Genomic DNA, 19,747 nt, shown 5'->3' on the forward strand with positions numbered 1-19,747 from the left:
GGGCGGGCTCCAACGCCGTCCGGTTCATCGGTCGATCTCGCCCATGACGACGTCGATGCTGCCGACGATGGCGGCGACGTCGGCGATCAGGCACCCCTTGCACAGTTCCTTCGTCACGCTCAGGTTCGCGAAGCAACTCGACCGCGCCCGGACCCGCAGCGGCACGTTCTCCTTGCTCGGCCGGCCGACGACGTGGAACCCCATCTGCCCCCGCGGGCACTCGGTCTCGACGTAGCACTCGCCCGCCGGCAGCGCCCGCGGCGGCTCGACGCGGTGCGCGTACTTCGTGCGCATCAACTCGGCCCACTTCGTGGCGGCCGGCCCCTTCGCGTCCGCGGCGATCTCGGGCGCGAGTTCCGCCCTCACCTTATCGCCCTGGGCGTGCAGCGCGTCGTACTTGTCCAGCGCCTGTTCGACGATGCGGATGCTCTGCACGACTTCCAACATGCGGACGTAGAACCGGTGCCAGCAGTCGCCGATCCTCGCGCCGGCCGGGGCCGCGTCGAACGGTGGGACCGGTACGTCGAACGTGTACTGCTCGTACCCCGAGTACGGCTCGGTCTTGCGGAGGTCCCACGCCGGGTCGCCCTTGGTGCGGTCGAGCGAGGCGCGGAGCATCGGGCCGGTGCAGCCGTAGCTCAGCGCCGCCTCCTTCGACAGCACGCCGACGCCGGCGGTCCGCTTCACGAAGATGTGGTTGTTGGTGAGCAGCGCGTGGTACTCGGGGATGCGGGGCTTGAAGTACGCGAGGAACGTGCGGCACCGGGCGGTGAACCCGGCAGGGAGGTCGTCGTGCGCGCCGCCGATGGTGAGGTAGCTGTACGTGAGCCGCGCCCCGCACACCTCTTCGAACAGGTCGAGAATGTGTTCGCGCTCGCGGAAGGCGTAGAGGAACGGGGAGATGGTGCCGAGGTCGAGGCCGTACGCGCCCATGCCGACGAGGTGCGACGCGATCCGGTTCAGCTCGCAGATCAGGACGCGGATGACCTGGGCCTTCTCGGGCACCTTGAGGCCCGCGAGCCTCTCGATCGCCAGCGAGTACCCGAGGTTCATGTTCATCGCGGCGAGGTAGTCCATCCGGTCCGTGTACGGGATGAACTGGATGGGGGTGACGTTCTCGCCGATCTTCTCGGCGCACCGGTGCAGGTACCCGAGGTGCGGGGTGACCTCGGAGACGACCTCGCCGTCGGTGCGGAGCACGAGCCGCAGCACCCCGTGGGTGCTGGGGTGCTGCGGCCCCATGTTGACGAGCATCTCGTCGGTGCGGACGTCGAACTCGACGACGGTCTGGTCTTCGGGGGGCATGCGCGGCGTCCTGGGGAGAGGGCATCTTAACGCGCCCCGGAACGCCGGTCACCCGCGGATGAGCCGCGCGTCCACGAAAATGGCGTTGGGGGGCGTCAGGCCCCGGAGCTCGTACCCCTTCTCCGCCAGCAGCGCCGCGCTCCGGGGGTTGTGCCGCATCGTCCCGGTGATGAGGGTTTCGGCACAGATCACCTTCGGCCGGAACCGCGAGAAGTCGAGGGTCCGGAGCACCTCGTAGTCCAGTCCCTCAATGTCGATGGAGAGCAGGTCCGGTGCGCCGCCGCCGAAGTGCTCGGCCATCACCCGGTTGATGTTCAGCAGCGGCATCTTCACCACGTTCACCACGTCAACGCGGTGCTCCCGGACGAGCCGATCGACCTGATCCTTGTCGAAGGTGTTCATCTGGTCATTGTCGAGGACGTAGTAATCCGCCTCGGGCGCGTCGTCGATGCCGATGCCGGCGACGAGGAGCGTGTCCCCAGGCCGCTTCCGCCTCAGCCGGTCCGTGAGGGCCACGTTCGGCTCGATCAACACCCCGCGGCCGCCGCCCCGGTAGAACAGGTAAGTGTTGTTCGACCGGATCGGGTCGTACGCCCCGATGTCCAGGTAGCTCGGCCGGGCAACCCCCAGCGGCTCGAACAGCCCCCGAATGACGAGGTCCTCGCCGAACTGCGAGAACGAGAACTGCGTACCGTCGGGCAGCTCCTTCTGCGTCCACTCCAGCGGCTGCACCCACGTCGCCACCTTGCCGGCGATCAGGCCCGCGACCCCGCCCACGAAGAAGTCGCGGCGCGGGAGCGCGAAGAACGACCGGCCCGGGGCGGATGGCGGAGCGGGAGGGGCGGGTGGGACGGGAGGCGAGGGCGGGGGCGCGGGCTCGGTCGAGGGGGGCGGGGTGCTCATGTGGGTCGGGGGCCTCGGGGGTTGTATGACGACACTTCAACGGTAGAACACACAGTACCACACATTCTGCCCGACGGGGGATCCGTGATGTTTGCCCTACTCGTCGCCGCCGCGGTCCACGCCCCCGATGTCGCCCCTCCGCCGCACCCGGTCGACCCGTTCGCGAAGTGGGAGAAGAGCATCGCCGCCATCGAGAAGCGGCTCGCGGCGAACCCGCCGAAGCCCGGCGGGGTGTTCTTCGTCGGCAGCTCCAGCATCGTGATGTGGGACCTGAAGAAGTCGTTCCCCGACGCGGGGTACGTCAACGTCGGGTTCGGCGGGTCGGTCGTGGCCGACAGCGTCCACTTCGCCCCGCGGATCGTCACCCCGCACAAGCCCGCCACGGTCGTGTTCTACGCGGGAGACAACGACATCGGCGGGGGCCGCAGGCCCGAGCAGCTCGCGGCCGACTTCAAGGCGTTCGTCGCGGCCGTGCGGGCCGACAACCCGTCGTGCAAGGTGCTGTTCGTCGCCGTGAAGCCGAGCATCGCCCGGTGGAAGAAGTTCGACGTGCAGAAGGAGGCGAACGCCCTCATCAGGGCGTACTGCGAGAAGGGGACCGGGTTGGTCTACGTGGACGTGGTGCCGCTGATGCTCGGGGCCGACGGGACGCCGGTGCCCGAGCTGTTCCTCAAGGACGGGCTGCACATGACCGCGAAGGGGTACGAGGTCTGGGCCGCGGCCGTGGCCGGGGCGCTCAAGTGACCGGCGGTCAGTCGCGCCGCCACTGCCGCGCCTCCTCGCGCTCGCGGTTGCGGCGCGACAGGCTCGGGAAGTACGTCGACTGCTGGACCGGTGGGGCCGGCGGGTTCTCCTTGATGAAGATCGCCTTGATCGTCTGGAGGATCGTCCGGTCCCCGCCCGGGACCGGGGCCCGGACCTGGCCCGGGGTGTAGCTGGAGCCCTTCAGCGCGTCGTACGGCCGGTTCGGGTCGTACCGCCGCACCATCGCCGAGTCGGCCGGGAGGCCGAGCGGCTGGCCGACCGCCGGTGCGGCCTTCGGGATCTGCTGCCCAACGATGTTCGTGCCGTACCCGGTGCCGACGACCTGACCGGGCATCGCGTTCTGCGCGCCGGCGAAGTCGGCCAGGACCGCGGTCGCGCACACCACCCCCGCCGCCAGCGCCACTCGTCGCCGCATGACCGCCCCCCGGTTCGTGAGTCGTTCGGACCGGTGCGTATGCCCGCCGCGGCCCCGCCCGTCAAGGGTTTTCTGCGGCCGGGCGGTCACTTCTTCGCGTCGAGCTTGAAGTGGAACTCGTTCGGGCCGGACTCGGTGACGGTCGCCTTCAGGGTGCTGTTCGTGTTGTACTTCGCCGGGATCGTGTCGGTCGTGAGCGGCTCGCCGGCCGGCCCCTTCTTGTTCTTCACGTCCACGTACCGGCGGACCTCGACGCGCCGCTCGCCGGGGAGCGACTCGAGGGCGTACGCGCCGTTGACGATGTCGCCCTGCACGGGCGGCCTGCCGTCGGGCGCGGCGAAGTAGATCTTGCCCGACTCCAGCGGCTTGCCGTTGAGCTCGACGGTCCCCTTTACGGGCACCGGGCCCGGCTCGCCCTTGCCGCACCCCGCGGCCGCGAGCAACCCGGCGGCGACCACGGCCAGAGACGTTCGGTTCACGCGCATCGTTGGGGCTCCTTGTGCGGGTCGCGCGATCAGGGCAGATCCACGACCTGTCCGTCGTCGCGGATGGACAGGGCCGCCAGGACGCCGACCGGCGTGGAGTTCGCCAGGAACCGCACCGAGCCGTCGCCGAACACGGCGCTGACCCCGCCGGTGTGCGCCGAGCGGAGCGGCCCGTTCGACCCGTAGTTCTCGCACACGCCCGTCGCGGCGCAGTCACCCGACCACCCGTTCACCTGGTTGATCGCATACCGGACCGTGGTGAGGTTGAACGTGCGGATGTCCGGGTAGTAGCTCCCAAAATTGTTGCCCGTGTTCCAGTTCGGCGGGGGCGTGCGGGCGTTGTGGTTCGGATCCCCGTTTCCGATCATCCATCCGCCGACCGACCGCCAGTCGACCGGGGTTGTCGTCTTGTTCAACCAATCGGCCCACTCGCTGACGCAGATCGTGTTGCTGGTCCCGTCGGAAATCTGCGTGAGTTCGACGGCACTCCACGGGTACAGGATGCCGCCGCCCGAGATAGTCGAGCCCCCGCAGCAACCCGAAGAGGGGCCGCCGTTCTGGGTACGAGTGTCGGTGTACCCCGGGATCAGCCCGTTCACCGCACCCGAGATGCCGATGTAGTCCGACCGCTGGACGGGCAGGGACGAGCCGTTGACACCGTTGAGGTCCGGGAGCGGGCTCGACGGGCACTTGTACATCTTGATGGTGACGTTCTGGACCAGCAAATTGTTCGCGGCGTTTGCGTATCCGCCGCCGTTGGCATACTCCCACTTGCTGAAGAGCGCGCCCTGCTCGATGTACGGCAGGATGTACACGAAAAACGAACTGCCGCGGCTGTCGCCGGAGGTCGCGCAGTCGAGGCCCGGGGGGAACTTGCCCCGCGAGTCGTGGAAGTTGTGCAGCGCCAGGCCCATCTGCTTGAGGTTGTTCTGGCACTGCATCCGCGACGCGGCCTCGCGGACCTTCTGGACCGCGGGCAGGAGCAGGCCGATCAGGACCGCGATGATCGCGATGACCACCAGCAGTTCGATCAGCGTGAACCCGCGGGGGCGGGGCGAGCGGCGGTTCATGGCGGTCAACTCCAACGAAACAGGTGCGCCCCGGGCTGCGGTGCCAAGGGCGGGCGGAGGAAGATGGCCCGGCGGGGCCGACTTCGTTCTCAACGGGTCGTCGGGAGAGGAACCTTCTCGGTCCCGTCACACAACCGCCACCGCAACGGGGAGAGCGTGCGTGTCGGCGTGCGCCGCGCGTTCCGCGGCGGCTGGCAGGGTGTCGGGCGGGCAGTCGTACCGGTCTGGTAAGCTCACGTCAGATATAGCAACTCGGCCACCCCCCGGCCCGGTCCGGGGGTCCGGCCCGCGAACCATACCAGTTGAGGCCGGGTTGTGACAATCGCGTTCTTGCGGGAGGAGTTGGGTCAGGGGAAATGATGCGGCCCGCGGATCGGAGTCCGCGGGCCGCGAGGGGAACGTCGATCCGGGTCACCAGTTGAACTGCAGCCCGAAGCTGATGCCCTGGACGAAGAACCCGGTCGAGCCGAACTGCGGGGCCGGCCGCGGGGTGCCCGGGACAGGGGGCGCGCCGACCGCCAGGAAGTTCGGGATCCGGGCCGCGTCCACGTTCGTGTCGATCGCGCCCGCCGGCCGCAGGACGTTCGTCATGTACAGGAAGTTGTACCCGACGAAGACCTTCATGCGGCTCGTCAGTTGGTACCCGAGGTTCAGGCCCGCCTCGGGGACGACCGAGAACACGCTGTCGTTGTACTTCCCGATGTTCGCCCCCGGGAGCGCGAGCAGCCCGCCCTGGGCGGTCACCGGCATCCCGTTGGCCATCACCAGGTTCTGCGAGCCGTCGATGTACAGGGTCCGGTTCAGCGTACCGAACGCGATCGCCGCCCGCCCGTCGAGCGACCACCGGCCCCGCTGCACCGAGCCGGCCAGGCCGATCTGCCCGCCGTGGAACTCGTTCGACGTGCGGAACAGGTCGGTGACGACGCCCGAGGCCAGCGGCACCGGGAGCGTGGCCCCCGGGAGCGTCGTGAAGTTCTCGGTGACCGAGAGCTTCTCGCTGAAGTTCACGTACCGGTAGCCGACGAGCGCGTCGAGCCGGTGCGCGCTGCACGGGTTACACGGGTCGGCCCCCCACAGGTTCCGGCGGTAGTTGATCTCCGCCCCCCAGAGCTGGTTCTCCAGGTGGACCTGCACGCCGCCCGTGGCCCGGGTCGAGTCGGCCACGATCTCCGAGTCCGGCCCGAAGAACGGCGTGTTCGGGTTCACGTTGTTGAACGGCCGGGCCAGGAACGGGACCGTCGCCGTGGTGTAGGTCGCGGTGCTGGCCGCCTGCCCGAGGAAGAACATGCGGGCGTCGACCCCGCGGATCTGCTCGGTGCCGAACCACCGGCCGACGCCGAACCGGCCGCCGGAGTGGAACGTCTGCCCGAACGAGCCGGTCACCAGGGGCGTCGTGTTCCCCTGGCCGAGGATGCCGTTGAACTGCGGGGCGCTGGTCGTCACCAGCGTCGGCACGGCGGTGGACTGCGTCCACCACATCAGGTACTCGCCCGTGGCCCACCACCGGCCGGGGCCGGCGATGCGGCCGACCGCGTCGCCCATCACCGGGATGCCGGGGTCGCCCACGGCCAGGCCGCAGTCGCCGCCGGCGCAGTCGCCGCCGATGGTCACCGGCCCCTCGTACCCCGGGAGCGGCGAGCCGTACTCGGGGCCGACCGACGGGACCACGGTGGCCCCGTTCGGCAGCGCGGTCGGGTACGAGAGCGTCCCGAGGGTCGGCGTCGGGGTCGGCGCGGGGACGCCGCGGTCCTCGACGACGCTCGGGCCGCCGGCGACCCGGCCCCCGGGCAGCGGCGCGGTCATCGTCGGGGTGCCCACCGGCGCGGAGCCGAGGGGCGTGCTCGTGGGCCGGCCGCCCCCCCCGGGCATCGGACTGGGGACCGGAACCTCGCCCGAGCGGGGCGTGACGAGGCCCGCAGGGCGGACGCCGGTATCGACCGGGGCGGGCGCGGGGGTCTCGGACGCCGCGACCGGCCTCCCGAGCCTGGCCGCCCGCTGCGGCGGAGCGGTGCGGGCGTCCTGGCCGGCGGCCGGGGACGCGAACATCCCCAGTCCGAGGGCCAGTCCACCGAGATAGATCCGGCGCATGGGAATGAGTCCTCCTTGACGTCTCCGACGGGCCGCCGCAACCCGGGCGGCGCGAGTCACCTTACGGAACCATTCGGCCCCCCCGCATCCCGCTCCGCACCCCGAGACCCCCGGCCCGCCGGTTCCCGCGCGCCGCCCGCCTCCCTTCCCTCGCCCGCGGCACCCGACCCGCGACCCCGACAACCGGCACTTCCGCGCACGCCCCCAAAGCCCGCGATTTCCGCCGGACCGCGGCGAAATGCTGGAGCGGCGCAGTTTGACGAACCGAAGTAAGGGGCAGAACCCGAGCAGTTTCGCCAGACCCGGTAGACTTGGTAGGAGGGTGCCATGGCCGCCCGCCGTAAGAAGCGCTGGAATACGATCCTCCCGACGGCGACGCTGACCGCGATCCCGTTCTTCATCAACCCAACGGTCGCGACCGCGTTCTTCCCGCCGGTCGTGCCCCCTCCACCGATCGTCGTGCCGCCCGTGGTGCCGCCGATCATTGTGGTGCCGCCCGTGTCGCCGCCCCCGCCGGTGGTGCCGCCGGTCGTCCCGCCCGTGGTGCCCCCGGTCGTGCCGCCGGTGGTTCCTCCCGTGGTGCCCCCCGTGGTGCCGCCGGTGGTGCCGCCCGTGGTGCCCCCGGTCGTGCCGCCGGTTGTTCCGCCGGTGGTGCCGCCCGTGGTACCCCCGGTCGTGCCGCCTGTGATTCCGCCGGTGATCCCGCCGGTGCCGCCGCCGCCGTTCGTGCCGCCGCCGCCGCCGCCGCCGATCGACGTGCCGCCGCCGCCGCCCCCGGGACCGTGCTGCTGCGTGTGCCCGCCCCCGCCGCCGTGCAGCGTGCCGGAGCCGGCCTCGATCGTCACCGGGTTCTTCGGGCTGGTGACCGCCGCGGGCTACGGCCTGTTCCGCCGGAAGAAGGACGGCGGCGCGGACCCGGTCGAACGGGTCGAGTGATCGGGCGGCGCGGCCGGTGGCCCCGGGCACGGTCCGGGGCTATCTCTACCTCCCGAACCTATCGGGGCGTAGCAGGGGGCCGCGTGCGACCGTTCCACATCGCCAGTTTCGACGTCGAGGAGCACTACCGGATCGAGGCCGCTGCGGGTCTAGCGGTCTCGGTCGAGGTGCGGGCCGAGTACGGGCGGCGCATGGAAGCCGCGACCCGCCGGCTCCTCGACCAGCTCCACGCCGCCGGCGCGAAGGCGAGTTTTTACATCGTCGGCGAGATCGCCCGCACCCACCCGGGGCTGGTCCGCGACCTTCACGCCGCCGGCCACGAGGTCGGGTCGCACAGCTGGGACCACCGGCGGGTCCACCGCTTCACGCCCGAGACGTTCCGGGACGACCTGCTCGCGAGCAAGCACGCGCTGGAAGACGTGACCGGCGCACCGGTCGTCGGGTTCCGCGCGCCGACGTTCAGCGTCGTGCGCGAGACGGCGTGGGCGGTCGACGTGCTGGCCGGGTGCGGGTTCGAGTACGACTCGTCGGTGTTCCCCGTGCGGCACGACCGCTACGGCGTCCCGGACGCGCCGCGGCAGCCGTTCTGGGCCGTCGGGCGGTCCCGCGAGATCCTGGAACTGCCGCCGCTGACGTACCGCGTCGGTCGATTCAACCTGCCGGTTGCGGGGGGCGGGTACTTCCGCCTGTTCCCGCTCGGGGTGATGCGGGCCGGGATGCGGCAGATGGCGGCGGCCCCGGCCCCGGCCGTGTCGATGCTGTACTTCCACCCGTGGGAGTTCGACCCGGGCCAGCCGCGACTGCCGCTCAAGCGCCTGTCCGCGTGGCGCACCTACGTCGGCACCCACAAGACGACCGGCCGGCTGCGCGCGCTGCTGCGGGGGAACGAGTTCGCCCGGGCCGTGGACGTGGCCCGGGCGATTCGCGAGAGCGGCGTCGAGCTGCCGCGGTTCCAAATGTGAACGGTCAGTCGTCGTCCTCGTCGTCGTCGTCCTTCGACTTCGCCTTGACCTTTGCCTTGGCCGCGGTCTCCACCTTCTCCGTCTTTCCGCCCGACTTCACGCCCTTCTTCTTTTTCTTCTTCTTGGGCTTCTCCTCCTCGTCGCCCTTCTTCCGCAGCAGGAAGAACAGGACGAGGCCGAGCACGAGCAGCAGGACGAGGCCCAGGACGATCCAGAGCCACGTGCTCGAGCTTTCCTTCGGCGGCGGGCTGACCGCGGCGGCGGCCGGCTGCGCGACCGGGGCCGGTGCGGCCTTCGGCGGCGGGGGCGGGGCGTAGTCGTGCGGCATAGGGGCGAGGGCGATTGGCTCCGGTTGCTGCGGCGGGTCCGGGACGAACACCGGCGGCGCGACCGTTTCCGAGACCTTCGCGGTCAGGGCCGACGGGTCGATGGTGAACCGCCGCGACAGGTCCGGGGTCAGGTTCGCGCGCTTGAGGAACAGCAGCGCGAACGCGGTGTTCAGCACCTCGTGCTCGCCGTGGTACCCGCCGTCGGCCCACGAGCCGTCGTCCTTCTGGTGGCACAGGAGCACCTCGGCCCCCCACTGGTACCAGTCCTTCTTGTCGAGCTTGCCGACGTCGTAGACGACCGCGATCCGCTCCATCGCCCACATGTAGTAGAGGCCGCCGATGTTCTTGACCGGGGGCTTGTTGTCGGCCGTGCCGGTCGGCGCGCCGATCTGCTTGCTGAGCCACGCGAACCCGTTGACGACCTTCGGGTCCTTCTCGGGCGGGACGCCGACCTCGGGGTCGACGACGTGGCCGATGGCGAGCGCGAGCAGGCCCACGCACGTCATCGACCGGGTGCCGTTCGGGCCGCCGCCCTTGACGAAGTTGTACGCCCACCCGCCGTCCCGGGCCTGACTGACGCGGAACCGCTTGGCCAGCAGGGTGAGGGTCGGCTCGACCGGCACGTCGTACTTCCGGGCGGCCCACACGGCGACGATCGCGAAGTGCGTGTTCGAGTTACAGTCGGCGATCTTCTTTTCGGGGTCGGTCGCCGCGACGAGGCCCGGGGGCTGGAACACCGCCCACCCGCGCATGACCGGGGTCGTGAACTTCATCGCGTCGGCCCGGCCCTTGTCGGCGTCGAACGCCGGCGGCGGGGCCCTCGGGACCACGTCGTCGGACGCCTTGATGCACAGGCCGAGCGCCCCCGGGCGGTCCCGCGAGCTGGGCACGAACGGCGGCGGCGGCGGGGACATCTTCCGGAGCGCCGCGAGGGTCGAGACGGTCTCCGGGCCGGTGAGCTTGGGCACCTTGTACGTCCACCCGCCGTTCATCGACTGCCCGGCCATGAGCCGGGCCGCGAGGTACTGGATCCGGGTGCGGTCGTTCTTGCCGCCGTTCAGGCGGTCGAGGAACAGGATCGCCAAGGAGATCTCGTAGGTGTCGACGAGTTCGCCCGCGTCGGCGAACCCCCGCACGGCCTTCGCCGCCTTGACGATCCCCGGGTCGGTGACCGGGACCCCGCACTCGATGAGCGCGACGCACGCCAGCGACGTGTACCCGACGCCCCACCCCTTCCCCGGCCCGGCCCCGGTCCCCTTGCCCCAGCTCCCGACCGGGTTCTGGCTCTCCCGGAGGTACTTCACCCCCTTGTCGATCGCCATGTCGATCGCTTGCCTGTCGGCCGGCTTGGGCGCTTGCGCCGCGGCCCGCCCGCCGAGCGACACCAGGTACGCCACCGCGACCGCCGCGGCGAGCCACCGACCTGCCGGAATGACCGAGCGCATGGAGAACCCCAGTTCGATTCGGCCACGGGGGCGAGTGCCGTGGGTGCCGGTGTGGTGCGCGAACCAAAGACGTGAAACTGCCTGAGGTTACCCCCAACCCCGGGGCTCGCACAAGAGAAAAATGATCAGCGCGAGCCGCCGCGCCCCCGTGAGGAACCAGCGGCATGCGACGCCGCTACTTCACCGCGAGGATCGCGTCGACCGGGGCGCCCGTCGCGCGGCCGTCCACGCTCGCGAACCCGACGCGCCTCAGGAGCGCCGCGTACTCGCCGAGCGTTCGCTCCTTCCCTTCAGTTACCAAGAGCATGTTCAGGTCCTGCATCTGGGCCATGTCCGGCCCGGTGCGGTCGTCGTTGATGAGCTTCTCGGCGACGAGCAGCGCCCCGCCGGCCGGCAGGCGGTCGTAGACCTTCTGGAGCAGCAGCAGGATCTTGTCCTCGGACCAGTCGTGCAGGATGCGGCCGAGCGAGTACAGGTCCGACGCGGGGAGCTCGTCGACGAAGAAGTCGCCGCTGACCACGCCCACGCGGGCGGATACGTCCGAGGCGCCGACCAGTTCGGTCGCGATCGGCGTGACTTCCGGCAGGTCGAACACGGTGGCGCGAAGCGCGGTGTACCGCCGGCACGCGGCGACCGCGAGGTGCCCGGTCGCGCCGCCGAGGTCCACGAGCGTGCGGAACCGGGACAGGTCGAACGCCGCCACCACCTGCGGCGATGAGATCACCCCCATGCCGTGCATCCCCATCGTGAACTCGCGGCGCAGGTCCGGGGTGTGGAAGATCTGCCCGAAGATCGGGCCGTCCCAGCCGAACGTGCGCTTCCACCCGTGCGTACCGTCCCGGACCGCGTCGGCGAGGTTGCCCCACAGCTTCCACAGGATCTCGTCGGTGAACCGCAGGTAGCCGGTGAGCCGCCGCGGGCTCGCCGAGGTCAGGTACGCCGTCGCGGTGGGCGTGTTCGCGTAGCCCTCGCCGCTGCGCGTGAGGAGGTGCAGCCCCACGCACGCATCGAGCAGCCGGCCGAGCGCGTCCCCGTCGGCCTTCAGTTCGGTGGCGAGCGCGGCGGCGGTCTTCGGCCCGGCCTCGAGCGCGTCGAAGACGCCGAGCGTGACGCCGGCGAACATTACCTTCGAACGGCGGAACGCCATCAGCAGGTCGAGCACGGGGGCCGGGTCGGGCAGCGGAGAGGTCGGGGTCATGGGGATCTCGCGGGTCTGGGGGTGACTACTACCTTACGGCGGCGGCCGCGTGGTACAACGGACGGGACCGCACACCCCGGAGACCGACATGCGACGGTACGCCCTGATCGCGCTGCTGCTCGTCCCGCACCCGGCCCGCGCCGCCGACCTCGACCCGAAGGCGCTCGACGAGGTCATCGAGCGGGCGATGAAGGAGATGAACGTGCCCGGGGCGGCCGTGGTCGTCGTGAGGGGCGACGACGTCGTCTACCTGAAGGGGTTCGGCGTCCGCCAGAAGGGGAGGCCCGAGCGGGTCACGCCCGACACCGTGTTCCCGGTCGCGTCGTGCTCGAAGGGGTTCACCGCCACGCTCCTCGCGATGCTCGTCGCCGACGAGAAGCTGAAGTGGGACGACAAGGTCCGCGACCACCTTGACACGTTCCGCCTGTCCGACGAACTCGCGGACCGCGAGGTCACGCTCCGCGACCTCCTGTGCCACCGCACCGGGATGCCGCGGCACGACGTGCTGTGGGCGGGCCTCAGCACCGACCCGGGCGAGGTCATCAAGCGGTGGGGCAAGGCGAAGGCGTCCACGTCGTTCCGCAGCACCTGGGAGTACTCGAACGTGCCGTTCACGACGGCGGGGCTGATCGCCGGGCGGATCGAGAGGGGCGACTGGGCGGCGGCCGTGCAGAAGCGAATCTTCGACCCGCTCCAGATGACGGCGAGTAGCTGCACCTCGAGGGCCGGCTCGTCCGCGGCGGACCACGCGACCCCGCACTACCTCGCGTTCGACAAGTCGGTGTCGCAAGTGAAGTGGGACGAGATCGACCACGCGGGCGGGGCCGGGTGCGTGAACAGCACCGCAGCCGACCTGGCGAACTGGCTCCGGTTCCAGATCGCCGGGGGCAAGTTCGACGGCAAGCGGCTCCTCCCCGAGCGCGTCCTGAAGGAGACGCACGCCCCGCAGATGCTGTTCAAGCCCGAGGGGGCGTTCGCGCTGTACTTCCCGAAGCGGGCGACGCGGTTCAGCAGCTACGGGCTCGGGTGGTTCGTCCACGACTACCGCGGGTTCGACTGCGTGTCGCACGGCGGCACGCTCACCGGGTTCCGGGCGCAGTGCATGCTCGTTCCGGAAAAGAGGGTCGGCGTGTTCGTGGTGTGCAACCTCCGGCCGTCGCTCTTCGCGGAAGCGGTCGCCAAGACCGCGCTGGACCAACTCCTGGGGCTCCCGCCCGAGGACTGGGTGAAGGAGGGGAAGGCGTCGCTGGAGTTGCTCGACTTCACCACCGCGGTACGCCTCAACAAGCGCAAGACCGACCGCAAGCCCGACACCAAGCCGAGCCTGCCGCTCAAGAGCTACGCCGGGAGCTACGACGAGCCGGCCTACGGCCGCGCCGCGGTGGCGCTCGACGGCGAGCAGTTGCGGGTGAAGTGGGGCAAGCTCGCGTTCCGCCTCGAGCACTACCACTTCGACACGTTCACGGCGGTGCCGGTCGAACCGGCCGACGAGGTCGCGACGCTCGACCGCACGACGTTCGACGTCGTCTTCCGCCTGAGCGCCGCCGGCGACGTCGAGGGGATGACGTTCCTGGAGCAGGACTTCGCGCGCGCGAAGAAGTGAGGCGCGGCGTGGTAAGATGTCACCGGAGGGGCGAGATGCCGCTGCACGATTGGGCCGACGACCGCGGGTGGAACAGCTTGCACCTCGTCTGGCAGAACGAACTTCTCGAGTTGATTCAGCAACGATTGCCGCCCGGGTACCGGGCGTACATCGGCTCGGTGCCCGCTCTGACCATCGACGCCCCCAACGGGCGTCCCGACCTCAACGTTCGGACCTGGGAGGGTGAGCCCGGGGGCACCGCGGCGCAGCCCACCGGCGACCCCACCGCGCCCGACACCGAGACCGTTGCGGTGTTCGACCTCGACCCGCAGACGGCCCTACACATCGACCTGCACGGCCAACTCGTCGCGGCCATCGAGATCGTCTCGCCACGGAACAAGGACCGGCCGTCGGCCCGGGAGCGGTACACGGGCCGCTCCCTCGCATACGTGCGGCAGGGCGTTCACTTGATGCTGATCGACGTGCTGCCGCGGCCGGTCGGGTTCTCCTTCGCCGACGTGATCGCCGCGAACCTCGCGTTCGAGCAACCGCCGTGCCCGGTGCCGTTCGCGGTGAGCTACCGCGTCGGGGAGAGTGTCCCGGGCGGGACGCTGCTGGCGGTGTGGCGGCGGCCCCTCACCCCGGGGCAACCGCTCGCGGCCATTCCGCTGCCGCTGACGGTCGAGCACGCGATCACAATCGACCTGGAAACAACGTACCGCGAGGCCGCGCGCCGCGTGTACCTCAAGTGACGGTCACTTCTTGCGGATCGTTACCGGGGTGGTGTTCTGCTGCGGCTTGCCGGTGGTGCTGCGGCCGTCGGCGACCCACTTCTCCAACTGCTTGGTCAACCGCTCGACGACGTCCGGGTGCTTGTCCTGGAGGTTGGTCTTCTCGGCGACGTCGGCCTCCAGGTCGTAGAGCTGCACCGCGGGCAGGCCGGCCTCGTCCTTGCCGGGCCTCGGCGCGCTCCACCCGCCGGACCCCGGGCACAGGCACAGCTTCCACTTTCCCTCGCGGACCGCGAACGAGCCGTTCACCGACTGCACCACCAGCCCCGTGCGGGCGGGCGGGTCCTTCGGCGACGCCCACGCGGCCGCGAAGCTGATGCTGTCCTCACCGACGTCGTCCGGGAGCTTCGCGCCGATCAGTTCGGCGCACGTCGCGGTGAGGTCGGTGAGGCACACGGTGCGGTCGGTCTTCGCGCCCGCGGGAACCTTGCCGGGCCACCGCACGACGAACGGGACGCGGTGCCCGCCCTCGAAGATGTCGGCCTTCTGGCCGCGGAACACGTGGCTCGGGTTGTGGCCGAGCTTCAGCAGCGCCGGGATGTCGGCCTGCGGGGAGCACCCGTTGTCGCTGGTGAGGACCACGAGCGTGTTCTCCTCCAGGCCGTTCGCCTTCAGCGCCGCGAGCACCTCGCCGACGGCCGCGTCGGTGGCCATCACGAAGTCGGCGTAGGGGGTCAGCCCCGACTTCCCGTGCCAGTCCTTCGTCGGCAGGATCGGCGTGTGCGGGGCGGCCAGCGGCACGTAGAGGAAGAACGGCGTCTTCGCCCTGGCGCGCTCGCCGAGGTACGCGACCGCCCGCTTGGTGAGTTCCGGCAGCACGTTCTCGGCCTCGAACCCCGGCGCGGCCGGCCCCTTGCGGCACCGCGGCCCAGTCGTGCGGCCGGGGAAGAACGGGAAGTCGCGGTCCTCGGTCGGGTTCGCGGTCACCCTGTCGTTCTCGATGAACGTGTACGGCACCATGTCGAGCGACGCCGAGATGCCGAAGTAGTGGTCGAACCCCACCGCGGTCGGGCCGTTCTTGATCGGCCTGTCGTACTCGACGTTGAACACCTGGTCCCGCGGCTCGATGCCGAGTTCGGTCACCTTCTTGTCGGGCTTGAGCTGCCAGTCCATGCCGAGGTGCCACTTGCCGATGCACGCCGTGTGGTAGCCGCTGTCCTTGAGCAACTGGGCGACGGTCACGCGGCCCGGCTCGATGAGCCGCGGGCTCAGGCCCCCGAGGACGCCGCTCTTGAGCTTCGACCGCCACGGGTACCGGCCGGTGATGAGCCCGTACCGCGTCGGCGAGCACACCCCGCTCGGCGTGTTCGCGTCGGTGAACACCATGCCGCTCGCCGCGAGCCGGTCGATGTTCGGCGTCGGAATCTTGCCCTCGGGGTTCAGGCACTTCACGTCGCCGTAGCCGAGGTCGTCGGCGAGGATGACGACGACGTTCGGCTTGTCGGCGGCGGAGACCGGCCCCGCGAGCGCGAGGGCGGCCAGGGCAGCGAGGGCGACGCGGAGGGGCATCGTGTGGGCTCCGGGGTGGGACAGCGTGTGGGTGCGAAGGGTTCAACCCGAACTCGACGCGGCGGTGCCGGTCACTCCTTCTTCGGCTTCGGGATTTCGCCCGTGGCCGGTCCCCACTCGGTCGGGGCGTACTTGATCGCGAGGTGCGGCGTCTCGATCCGCTTGCCGTTCGCGTGGTGGCTCGTCATCACCGCGTCGAGGACGCCCGTGGTCAGCAGCGTGCGCTCGACCGGGTACGCGGCGTGCCCGGTCCGCACCATCGAGTCGATCGCCTTCGTCAGTTCGGCGAAGTGCGCGAACGGGTCGGGCTGCTGCAGGTAGAACTGGCACGCGTCGGGCTTGTCGGCCCCTTTTCGCTGCCCGGCGAAAATGAACGCCCCGCCGTCGCCCTCGTGGAACCACCCGTTCAGGACGACCACGAACGCCCGCAGCCCGTCGCGGTACTCGACCTCGATCACCCCCGAGTCCTTCGCCGCGGCCGCGATCCGCCGCATGTCGCCGGCCGCGTGGTCGGAGACGTGCTTCAGCCCCGCTTCGAGCAGCGGCCCGGCCCAGGGGTGCTTGTCGAACGCCTCCCACATCACCTCGCGTCGCGCGGCGCGAGCGGCCGGCCCGCCGAGCGCCCACACGTGCCCCTCCATCGCGGCGAGGACCGAGCCCCCGCTGTGGCACGTCACCGCGGCGACGCCCGTCTCGCCGCCGGCGCGCCGCTCGACCATGCACTGCATCGCCTCCAGCGCGTGGAACCCGTACCCCTCGAACGGGCCGTACCCGATCTGCACCACGCCGGTCAGCTCGCACCCCTTCGGCAGCACCACTTTCGGCTTCCGCCACGTCACCGGGAGCGACGACCCGGCCATGAACGGGAACATCAGCTTCCGCGACCGGTCGTACATCCACTTCGCGTCGTCCCACGTCGCCGCGAGGTGCTTGTCGTTGAACACGGGGACCGACGCGCCGGTCTTCTCGAACGTCGCGGTGATCTCCTCGAAGAACCGCCGCCGCGGGTACAGGAGCTGGCCCTTCTCGTTCGTCGGGTACTTCCCGTGCTCGCCGATGGAGAGGACCGCGTCGACCGCGAGGGCCTTGCCGCCGAGCGTGAGGCACTCGGCGATCGTGTCGCAGACCTTGAACCCGTGCTTCTTCGCCAACTCGCGGCTCATGTCGTTCTTGGGCACCTGGTCGGTGAAGAGCGACACGAGTTGCATCTCGGGCCGGGTGCCGTCGGGGTACCCGTCGAGCAGGTTGCGGAGGATCACGTCGGCGTGCGACCACTTGCGGTACTCGGTAACGACCGCTGCGACTTTCTTGGCGGGCATGGGGCACCGGGCTACGTCGGGGAAGGACGTGCAGCGTACCCGGAGCGCGGCCGGCGGGACAGGGAATGTTCGGCACGGGCGCCGCGACCCGCGGCCGGTGACGGGGGGACGCCTCATCCCTCTCCGCGGCCGCTCCGCCAGACCTGCCACCACCGCTTGCGGCCGCGGCGGATCAGTCGCTGCGCCGTTTCGACCACTTCCGTCGCGGTTCGACACTTCGCGAGGCGACCGCGGACCATCAACCGGTTGCCGAAGATGAGGACGTAGCTGCCCGGGATGTTGCTGACGCCGAGCTCCCAGCCGTCGAACTCGCGGAGCGTCGCCGTGATCGCGAGCAACCAGCAGGCGTTGAACGAGTCGTCACCGAGCAGTTCCGCGTAGCAGTACCGCTCGCTGTTGGGCTGGTCGTCGAGGATGTAGTAGGTCGGGCCTTGGTCGCCGCGCTCCCAGAAATTGGGATCGTGGGCGAGCATCAGGTACGGGTCTACGGCGTCCGCTACGATCTTGACCACGCCCATCGGCCCGGTCGGTCCGCACCTCCGGCACGTCGCCACGATGGCGTTGCGGACCGTGTGGTACACCTGCCACGGCAGGTCGCCGCCGGGGTACTCGTTCGGGATCCGCTTCGCCGCGAACGGCACAACGCTGAGGGAGTCCAGCCCGCTCATCACTCTCCCCTACCCTGCGCTGCGAGCACACGGAATTCCTTTGATGGGTGCCAGGTGAGTTGCGGGTGCAGAGCTTCCGGAACGCCCTCGTAAAACTCTAGCATTAACGCCGCTTTCGAGCCCCCGAGTTGGTGACCCATTCTCGAAATGTGACACGGGAAGGCAAAGTTGATGAACGAGATGTCATTCTCCACATACTCCGGATCAAGGATCGAGTTGTGGACGTGGTGAAGGAAGTTGGCTTCTTCCCAACCAACTTCGAACCAGCCCTGGAAATTTAGTGCCTCTTCGGCCGAGAGTCGCGCCCCTCGGCCGCACAAGAAGCGAATGTGAATCAAGCCGTCGTACAGAAGCGCACAGTAGATCTCTTGTTTTCGGCTCGCCATCTTCACACCTCCGGTCCCGTTTCACATTACCTGCATCAACTCGTGCCAACCGACGGCTTCGCCGAGCGCGTAGAGGAGCGCCACGAGGCCGACGAGGAGGGCCCAGCGCAGCAGCGTCACGGAGCGCTGGAAGCGGCGCTCGCGGGCCGGGTCGGCGATCAGGGACAGGAGGAAGTTGACGCGGCGCGGCATCGTCGAGTGCTGCCACGCCCGCAGCCACCCGAGGAACCCCCGCACGAGTTGCACCAGCGAGCGGCGGCCGCCGGCGGGCTCGTCCAGGTGGTTCACCTGCCCCACCCGCTCCAGGGCGCGGGCGAACGTGCGGATGCCCGTCGGGCACAGGCCGCGGGCGCGCTCGGGGTACACCGTGCTGGAGTCGTGCCCCGTGCAGTTCGGGTCGCCGCACGACACCGCCCGGCACCCGTACACGTCCGCCTGTCGCTCGCACCGCCGCGACAGGTAGCCGAACACCAGGAAAATGTAGGCCGCCAGCACCGCGACCGGCGGCAGCGCGAGCCAGTCCCTCGACCACTCGGGGAGCACCACGCCCGCTGCCGTGAACCGCTGGTCGAGGAGCACCAGCAGCGCCGCCAGCACCGTCATGCTCAGGCCGAGGAACGCCGCGTACAGCCAGATGTGGCCGTGCTTCGCGTGCCCGACCTCGTGGCCCAGCACCGCGTCGAGTTCGTCGGGCGGGAGGTCGTCGAGGATGCGGTCGGTGAACACGACGTACCGCACCCGCGGGAGCAGGCCGACGATGAGCGCGTTCGCCGCGGCCCCGTGCGTCGGCCACAGCAGGAAGTCGGCGCAGCGGAAGTGGAGCCGGGCCGCGAGCGCTTCGAGCCGCGCCCGGTGCGGCCCGGCGGGCATCGACTTCAGCCCGAGCAGCGGCCGCATCAGCAGCGGCATGAACAGGACCAGCACCGGCACCACCGCGAGCGAACCGATGCGGTAGCCGTCGGTGCGCGTCAATTCGGGGGCGAATCGCGAGAGCGTCTGCTGTGTGGTGAACAGCACCACCGGCAGCATGACCAGCAGGGCGAACTGGCGGAACTGGTGGAACACGTACCCGCCGCGGGTCCAGAACGGCCGCGGCACCGGGCCGAGCACGGTCGTCCGGTGGATGAGCCGCTCGGCGTCGTAGTAGATGGTCCAGGCCGCGAGGAGGATGGCGAAGTACGGGGCCGGGACGAGCAGTTCGGCGAACGGCGCGAAGATCAGTCCGCCGCCGGACGGGTTGGCGATCAGGGCCGCCCGGTAGACGTACCAGCCCCAGCCGAACGCGAGGACGCAGGCGGCCGCGAGGCCGAGGTTCACAAAAAGGAGGACGCGGCGGAGCCTGGCGTAGCCGTCGACCACTTCGATCTTGCGAGACGGCGAGCCGCGGAGCGCGTGGACGACCCAGGTGCGGACCGCGAACGAAAGCAGCACCGACAGCGTGACCGCCGCGGCCGTGAGCCCGACGGCGGCGCGCTCACCGCCGCCCACGAGCGGTTCGGGCCACGGGACCGGCATGCAGGCCGCGGTGAGTGCGAAGACGAGGAGGATTGGCATACGTTCAGTGTACGCCACACGAGAAGCGGCAACTCAG

General features: G+C 70.2%; 18 protein-coding genes. 5 read left to right on the forward strand and 13 right to left on the reverse strand.

Annotated elements, in window-relative coordinates:
- Positions 1-24: 24 nt before the first annotated feature.
- Both ACTIGN_RS20795 and ACTIGN_RS20800 read right to left on the reverse strand, forming a co-directional pair.
- Positions 25-1,305, reverse strand: coding sequence for an NADH-quinone oxidoreductase subunit D (locus tag ACTIGN_RS20795; RefSeq protein ID WP_439627375.1), 1,281 nt, complete (start codon positions 1,303-1,305; stop codon positions 25-27).
- Positions 1,306-1,353: 48 nt separating this feature from the next.
- Positions 1,354-2,208, reverse strand: coding sequence for an FkbM family methyltransferase (locus ACTIGN_RS20800; RefSeq protein ID WP_439627377.1), 855 nt, complete (start codon positions 2,206-2,208; stop codon positions 1,354-1,356).
- Between the two features lie 87 nt (positions 2,209-2,295).
- Here ACTIGN_RS20800 and ACTIGN_RS20805 point away from each other — a divergent pair, with 87 nt between their 5' ends.
- Positions 2,296-2,952 carry a GDSL-type esterase/lipase family protein gene (locus ACTIGN_RS20805; protein WP_439627379.1) on the forward strand — a complete coding sequence of 219 codons (657 nt, stop codon included), beginning with the start codon at positions 2,296-2,298 and terminating at the stop codon, positions 2,950-2,952.
- A 7-nt stretch (positions 2,953-2,959) separates the two neighbouring features.
- Here ACTIGN_RS20805 and ACTIGN_RS20810 read toward each other — a convergent pair whose 3' ends face one another.
- The 4 genes from ACTIGN_RS20810 to ACTIGN_RS20825 all read right to left on the reverse strand — a co-directional run bounded on the left by ACTIGN_RS20810 (position 2,960) and on the right by ACTIGN_RS20825 (position 7,031).
- The gene (locus tag ACTIGN_RS20810; RefSeq protein ID WP_439627381.1) at positions 2,960-3,388 is read right to left on the reverse strand and encodes a hypothetical protein; all 429 of its coding nucleotides are present in this window, start codon (positions 3,386-3,388) and stop codon (positions 2,960-2,962) included.
- An 86-nt stretch (positions 3,389-3,474) separates the two neighbouring features.
- Positions 3,475-3,873, reverse strand: a complete 399-nt coding sequence (locus ACTIGN_RS20815) for a hypothetical protein (protein ID WP_439627383.1) — start codon at positions 3,871-3,873, stop codon at positions 3,475-3,477.
- Between the two features lie 29 nt (positions 3,874-3,902).
- On the reverse strand, positions 3,903-4,943 hold the full coding sequence (locus tag ACTIGN_RS20820) for a DUF1559 family PulG-like putative transporter (RefSeq protein ID WP_439627385.1): 1,041 nt from the start codon (positions 4,941-4,943) through the stop codon (positions 3,903-3,905).
- Positions 4,944-5,354: 411 nt separating this feature from the next.
- Positions 5,355-7,031, reverse strand: a complete 1,677-nt coding sequence (locus ACTIGN_RS20825; RefSeq protein ID WP_439627387.1) for a BBP7 family outer membrane beta-barrel protein — start codon at positions 7,029-7,031, stop codon at positions 5,355-5,357.
- 327 nt (positions 7,032-7,358) lie between these two features.
- On the opposite strand from ACTIGN_RS20825, the gene ACTIGN_RS20830 reads away from it, so the two are divergent.
- Entirely contained in the window at positions 7,359-7,967 is a 609-nt protein-coding gene (locus ACTIGN_RS20830; protein WP_439627389.1) for a hypothetical protein, read from the forward strand.
- Positions 7,968-8,050: 83 nt separating this feature from the next.
- Positions 8,051-8,929 (forward strand): polysaccharide deacetylase family protein, encoded by an 879-nt coding sequence (locus ACTIGN_RS20835; RefSeq protein ID WP_439627391.1) that lies wholly within the window; start codon positions 8,051-8,053, stop codon positions 8,927-8,929.
- 4 nt (positions 8,930-8,933) lie between these two features.
- Here ACTIGN_RS20835 and ACTIGN_RS20840 read toward each other — a convergent pair whose 3' ends face one another.
- Positions 8,934-10,703 carry a hypothetical protein gene (locus tag ACTIGN_RS20840; RefSeq protein ID WP_439627393.1) on the reverse strand — a complete coding sequence of 590 codons (1,770 nt, stop codon included), beginning with the start codon at positions 10,701-10,703 and terminating at the stop codon, positions 8,934-8,936.
- A gap of 175 nt (positions 10,704-10,878) precedes the next feature.
- Positions 10,879-11,901 carry a class I SAM-dependent methyltransferase gene (locus tag ACTIGN_RS20845; RefSeq protein WP_439627395.1) on the reverse strand — a complete coding sequence of 341 codons (1,023 nt, stop codon included), beginning with the start codon at positions 11,899-11,901 and terminating at the stop codon, positions 10,879-10,881.
- A gap of 88 nt (positions 11,902-11,989) precedes the next feature.
- Between ACTIGN_RS20845 and ACTIGN_RS20850 the strand changes: the two genes are divergently transcribed.
- Both ACTIGN_RS20850 and ACTIGN_RS20855 read left to right on the forward strand, forming a co-directional pair.
- Positions 11,990-13,504 carry a serine hydrolase gene (locus ACTIGN_RS20850; RefSeq protein WP_439627397.1) on the forward strand — a complete coding sequence of 505 codons (1,515 nt, stop codon included), beginning with the start codon at positions 11,990-11,992 and terminating at the stop codon, positions 13,502-13,504.
- A gap of 35 nt (positions 13,505-13,539) precedes the next feature.
- Complete coding sequence (locus ACTIGN_RS20855; protein WP_439627399.1) at positions 13,540-14,235, forward strand: DUF4058 family protein; 696 nt, start codon at positions 13,540-13,542, stop codon at positions 14,233-14,235.
- Positions 14,236-14,238: 3 nt separating this feature from the next.
- Here the strand turns inward: ACTIGN_RS20855 and ACTIGN_RS20860 are convergent, their stop codons facing one another.
- The 5 genes from ACTIGN_RS20860 to ACTIGN_RS20880 all read right to left on the reverse strand — a co-directional run bounded on the left by ACTIGN_RS20860 (position 14,239) and on the right by ACTIGN_RS20880 (position 19,710).
- The gene (locus tag ACTIGN_RS20860; RefSeq protein ID WP_439627401.1) at positions 14,239-15,783 is read right to left on the reverse strand and encodes a sulfatase family protein; all 1,545 of its coding nucleotides are present in this window, start codon (positions 15,781-15,783) and stop codon (positions 14,239-14,241) included.
- Positions 15,784-15,854: 71 nt separating this feature from the next.
- Positions 15,855-17,102, reverse strand: a complete 1,248-nt coding sequence (locus ACTIGN_RS20865; protein ID WP_439627403.1) for a hypothetical protein — start codon at positions 17,100-17,102, stop codon at positions 15,855-15,857.
- A gap of 113 nt (positions 17,103-17,215) precedes the next feature.
- Positions 17,216-17,770 (reverse strand): hypothetical protein, encoded by a 555-nt coding sequence (locus ACTIGN_RS20870; protein WP_439627405.1) that lies wholly within the window; start codon positions 17,768-17,770, stop codon positions 17,216-17,218.
- Positions 17,770-18,156 (reverse strand): hypothetical protein, encoded by a 387-nt coding sequence (locus ACTIGN_RS20875; protein ID WP_439627407.1) that lies wholly within the window; start codon positions 18,154-18,156, stop codon positions 17,770-17,772. Before ACTIGN_RS20875 ends, ACTIGN_RS20870 begins: the two co-directional genes overlap by 1 nt.
- 21 nt (positions 18,157-18,177) lie before the next feature.
- Complete coding sequence (locus ACTIGN_RS20880; protein ID WP_439627409.1) at positions 18,178-19,710, reverse strand: M48 family metallopeptidase; 1,533 nt, start codon at positions 19,708-19,710, stop codon at positions 18,178-18,180.
- Between the last annotated feature and the right edge of the window lie 37 nt (positions 19,711-19,747).

Source organism: Gemmata sp. (genome assembly GCF_051859125.1).
Taxonomy (GTDB): Bacteria; Planctomycetota; Planctomycetia; order Gemmatales; family Gemmataceae; genus Gemmata.

What these genes read in the sequence shown, in the direction of transcription:
- ACTIGN_RS20875 (WP_439627407.1), bottom strand. Translation starts at nt 18,156, where the DNA reads ATGGCGAGCCGAAAACAAGAGATCTACTGTGCGCTTCTGTACGACGGC.
- ACTIGN_RS20840 (WP_439627393.1), bottom strand. Translation starts at nt 10,703, where the DNA reads ATGCGCTCGGTCATTCCGGCAGGTCGGTGGCTCGCCGCGGCGGTCGCG.
- ACTIGN_RS20820 (WP_439627385.1), bottom strand. Translation starts at nt 4,943, where the DNA reads ATGAACCGCCGCTCGCCCCGCCCCCGCGGGTTCACGCTGATCGAACTG.
- ACTIGN_RS20795 (WP_439627375.1), bottom strand. Translation starts at nt 1,305, where the DNA reads ATGCCCCCCGAAGACCAGACCGTCGTCGAGTTCGACGTCCGCACCGAC.
- ACTIGN_RS20850 (WP_439627397.1), top strand. Translation starts at nt 11,990, where the DNA reads ATGCGACGGTACGCCCTGATCGCGCTGCTGCTCGTCCCGCACCCGGCC.
- ACTIGN_RS20810 (WP_439627381.1), bottom strand. Translation starts at nt 3,388, where the DNA reads ATGCGGCGACGAGTGGCGCTGGCGGCGGGGGTGGTGTGCGCGACCGCG.
- ACTIGN_RS20870 (WP_439627405.1), bottom strand. Translation starts at nt 17,770, where the DNA reads ATGAGCGGGCTGGACTCCCTCAGCGTTGTGCCGTTCGCGGCGAAGCGG.
- ACTIGN_RS20825 (WP_439627387.1), bottom strand. Translation starts at nt 7,031, where the DNA reads ATGCGCCGGATCTATCTCGGTGGACTGGCCCTCGGACTGGGGATGTTC.
- ACTIGN_RS20845 (WP_439627395.1), bottom strand. Translation starts at nt 11,901, where the DNA reads ATGACCCCGACCTCTCCGCTGCCCGACCCGGCCCCCGTGCTCGACCTG.
- ACTIGN_RS20805 (WP_439627379.1), top strand. Translation starts at nt 2,296, where the DNA reads ATGTTTGCCCTACTCGTCGCCGCCGCGGTCCACGCCCCCGATGTCGCC.
- ACTIGN_RS20830 (WP_439627389.1), top strand. Translation starts at nt 7,359, where the DNA reads ATGGCCGCCCGCCGTAAGAAGCGCTGGAATACGATCCTCCCGACGGCG.
- ACTIGN_RS20865 (WP_439627403.1), bottom strand. Translation starts at nt 17,102, where the DNA reads ATGCCCGCCAAGAAAGTCGCAGCGGTCGTTACCGAGTACCGCAAGTGG.
- ACTIGN_RS20855 (WP_439627399.1), top strand. Translation starts at nt 13,540, where the DNA reads ATGCCGCTGCACGATTGGGCCGACGACCGCGGGTGGAACAGCTTGCAC.
- ACTIGN_RS20815 (WP_439627383.1), bottom strand. Translation starts at nt 3,873, where the DNA reads ATGCGCGTGAACCGAACGTCTCTGGCCGTGGTCGCCGCCGGGTTGCTC.
- ACTIGN_RS20880 (WP_439627409.1), bottom strand. Translation starts at nt 19,710, where the DNA reads ATGCCAATCCTCCTCGTCTTCGCACTCACCGCGGCCTGCATGCCGGTC.
- ACTIGN_RS20800 (WP_439627377.1), bottom strand. Translation starts at nt 2,208, where the DNA reads ATGAGCACCCCGCCCCCCTCGACCGAGCCCGCGCCCCCGCCCTCGCCT.
- ACTIGN_RS20860 (WP_439627401.1), bottom strand. Translation starts at nt 15,783, where the DNA reads ATGCCCCTCCGCGTCGCCCTCGCTGCCCTGGCCGCCCTCGCGCTCGCG.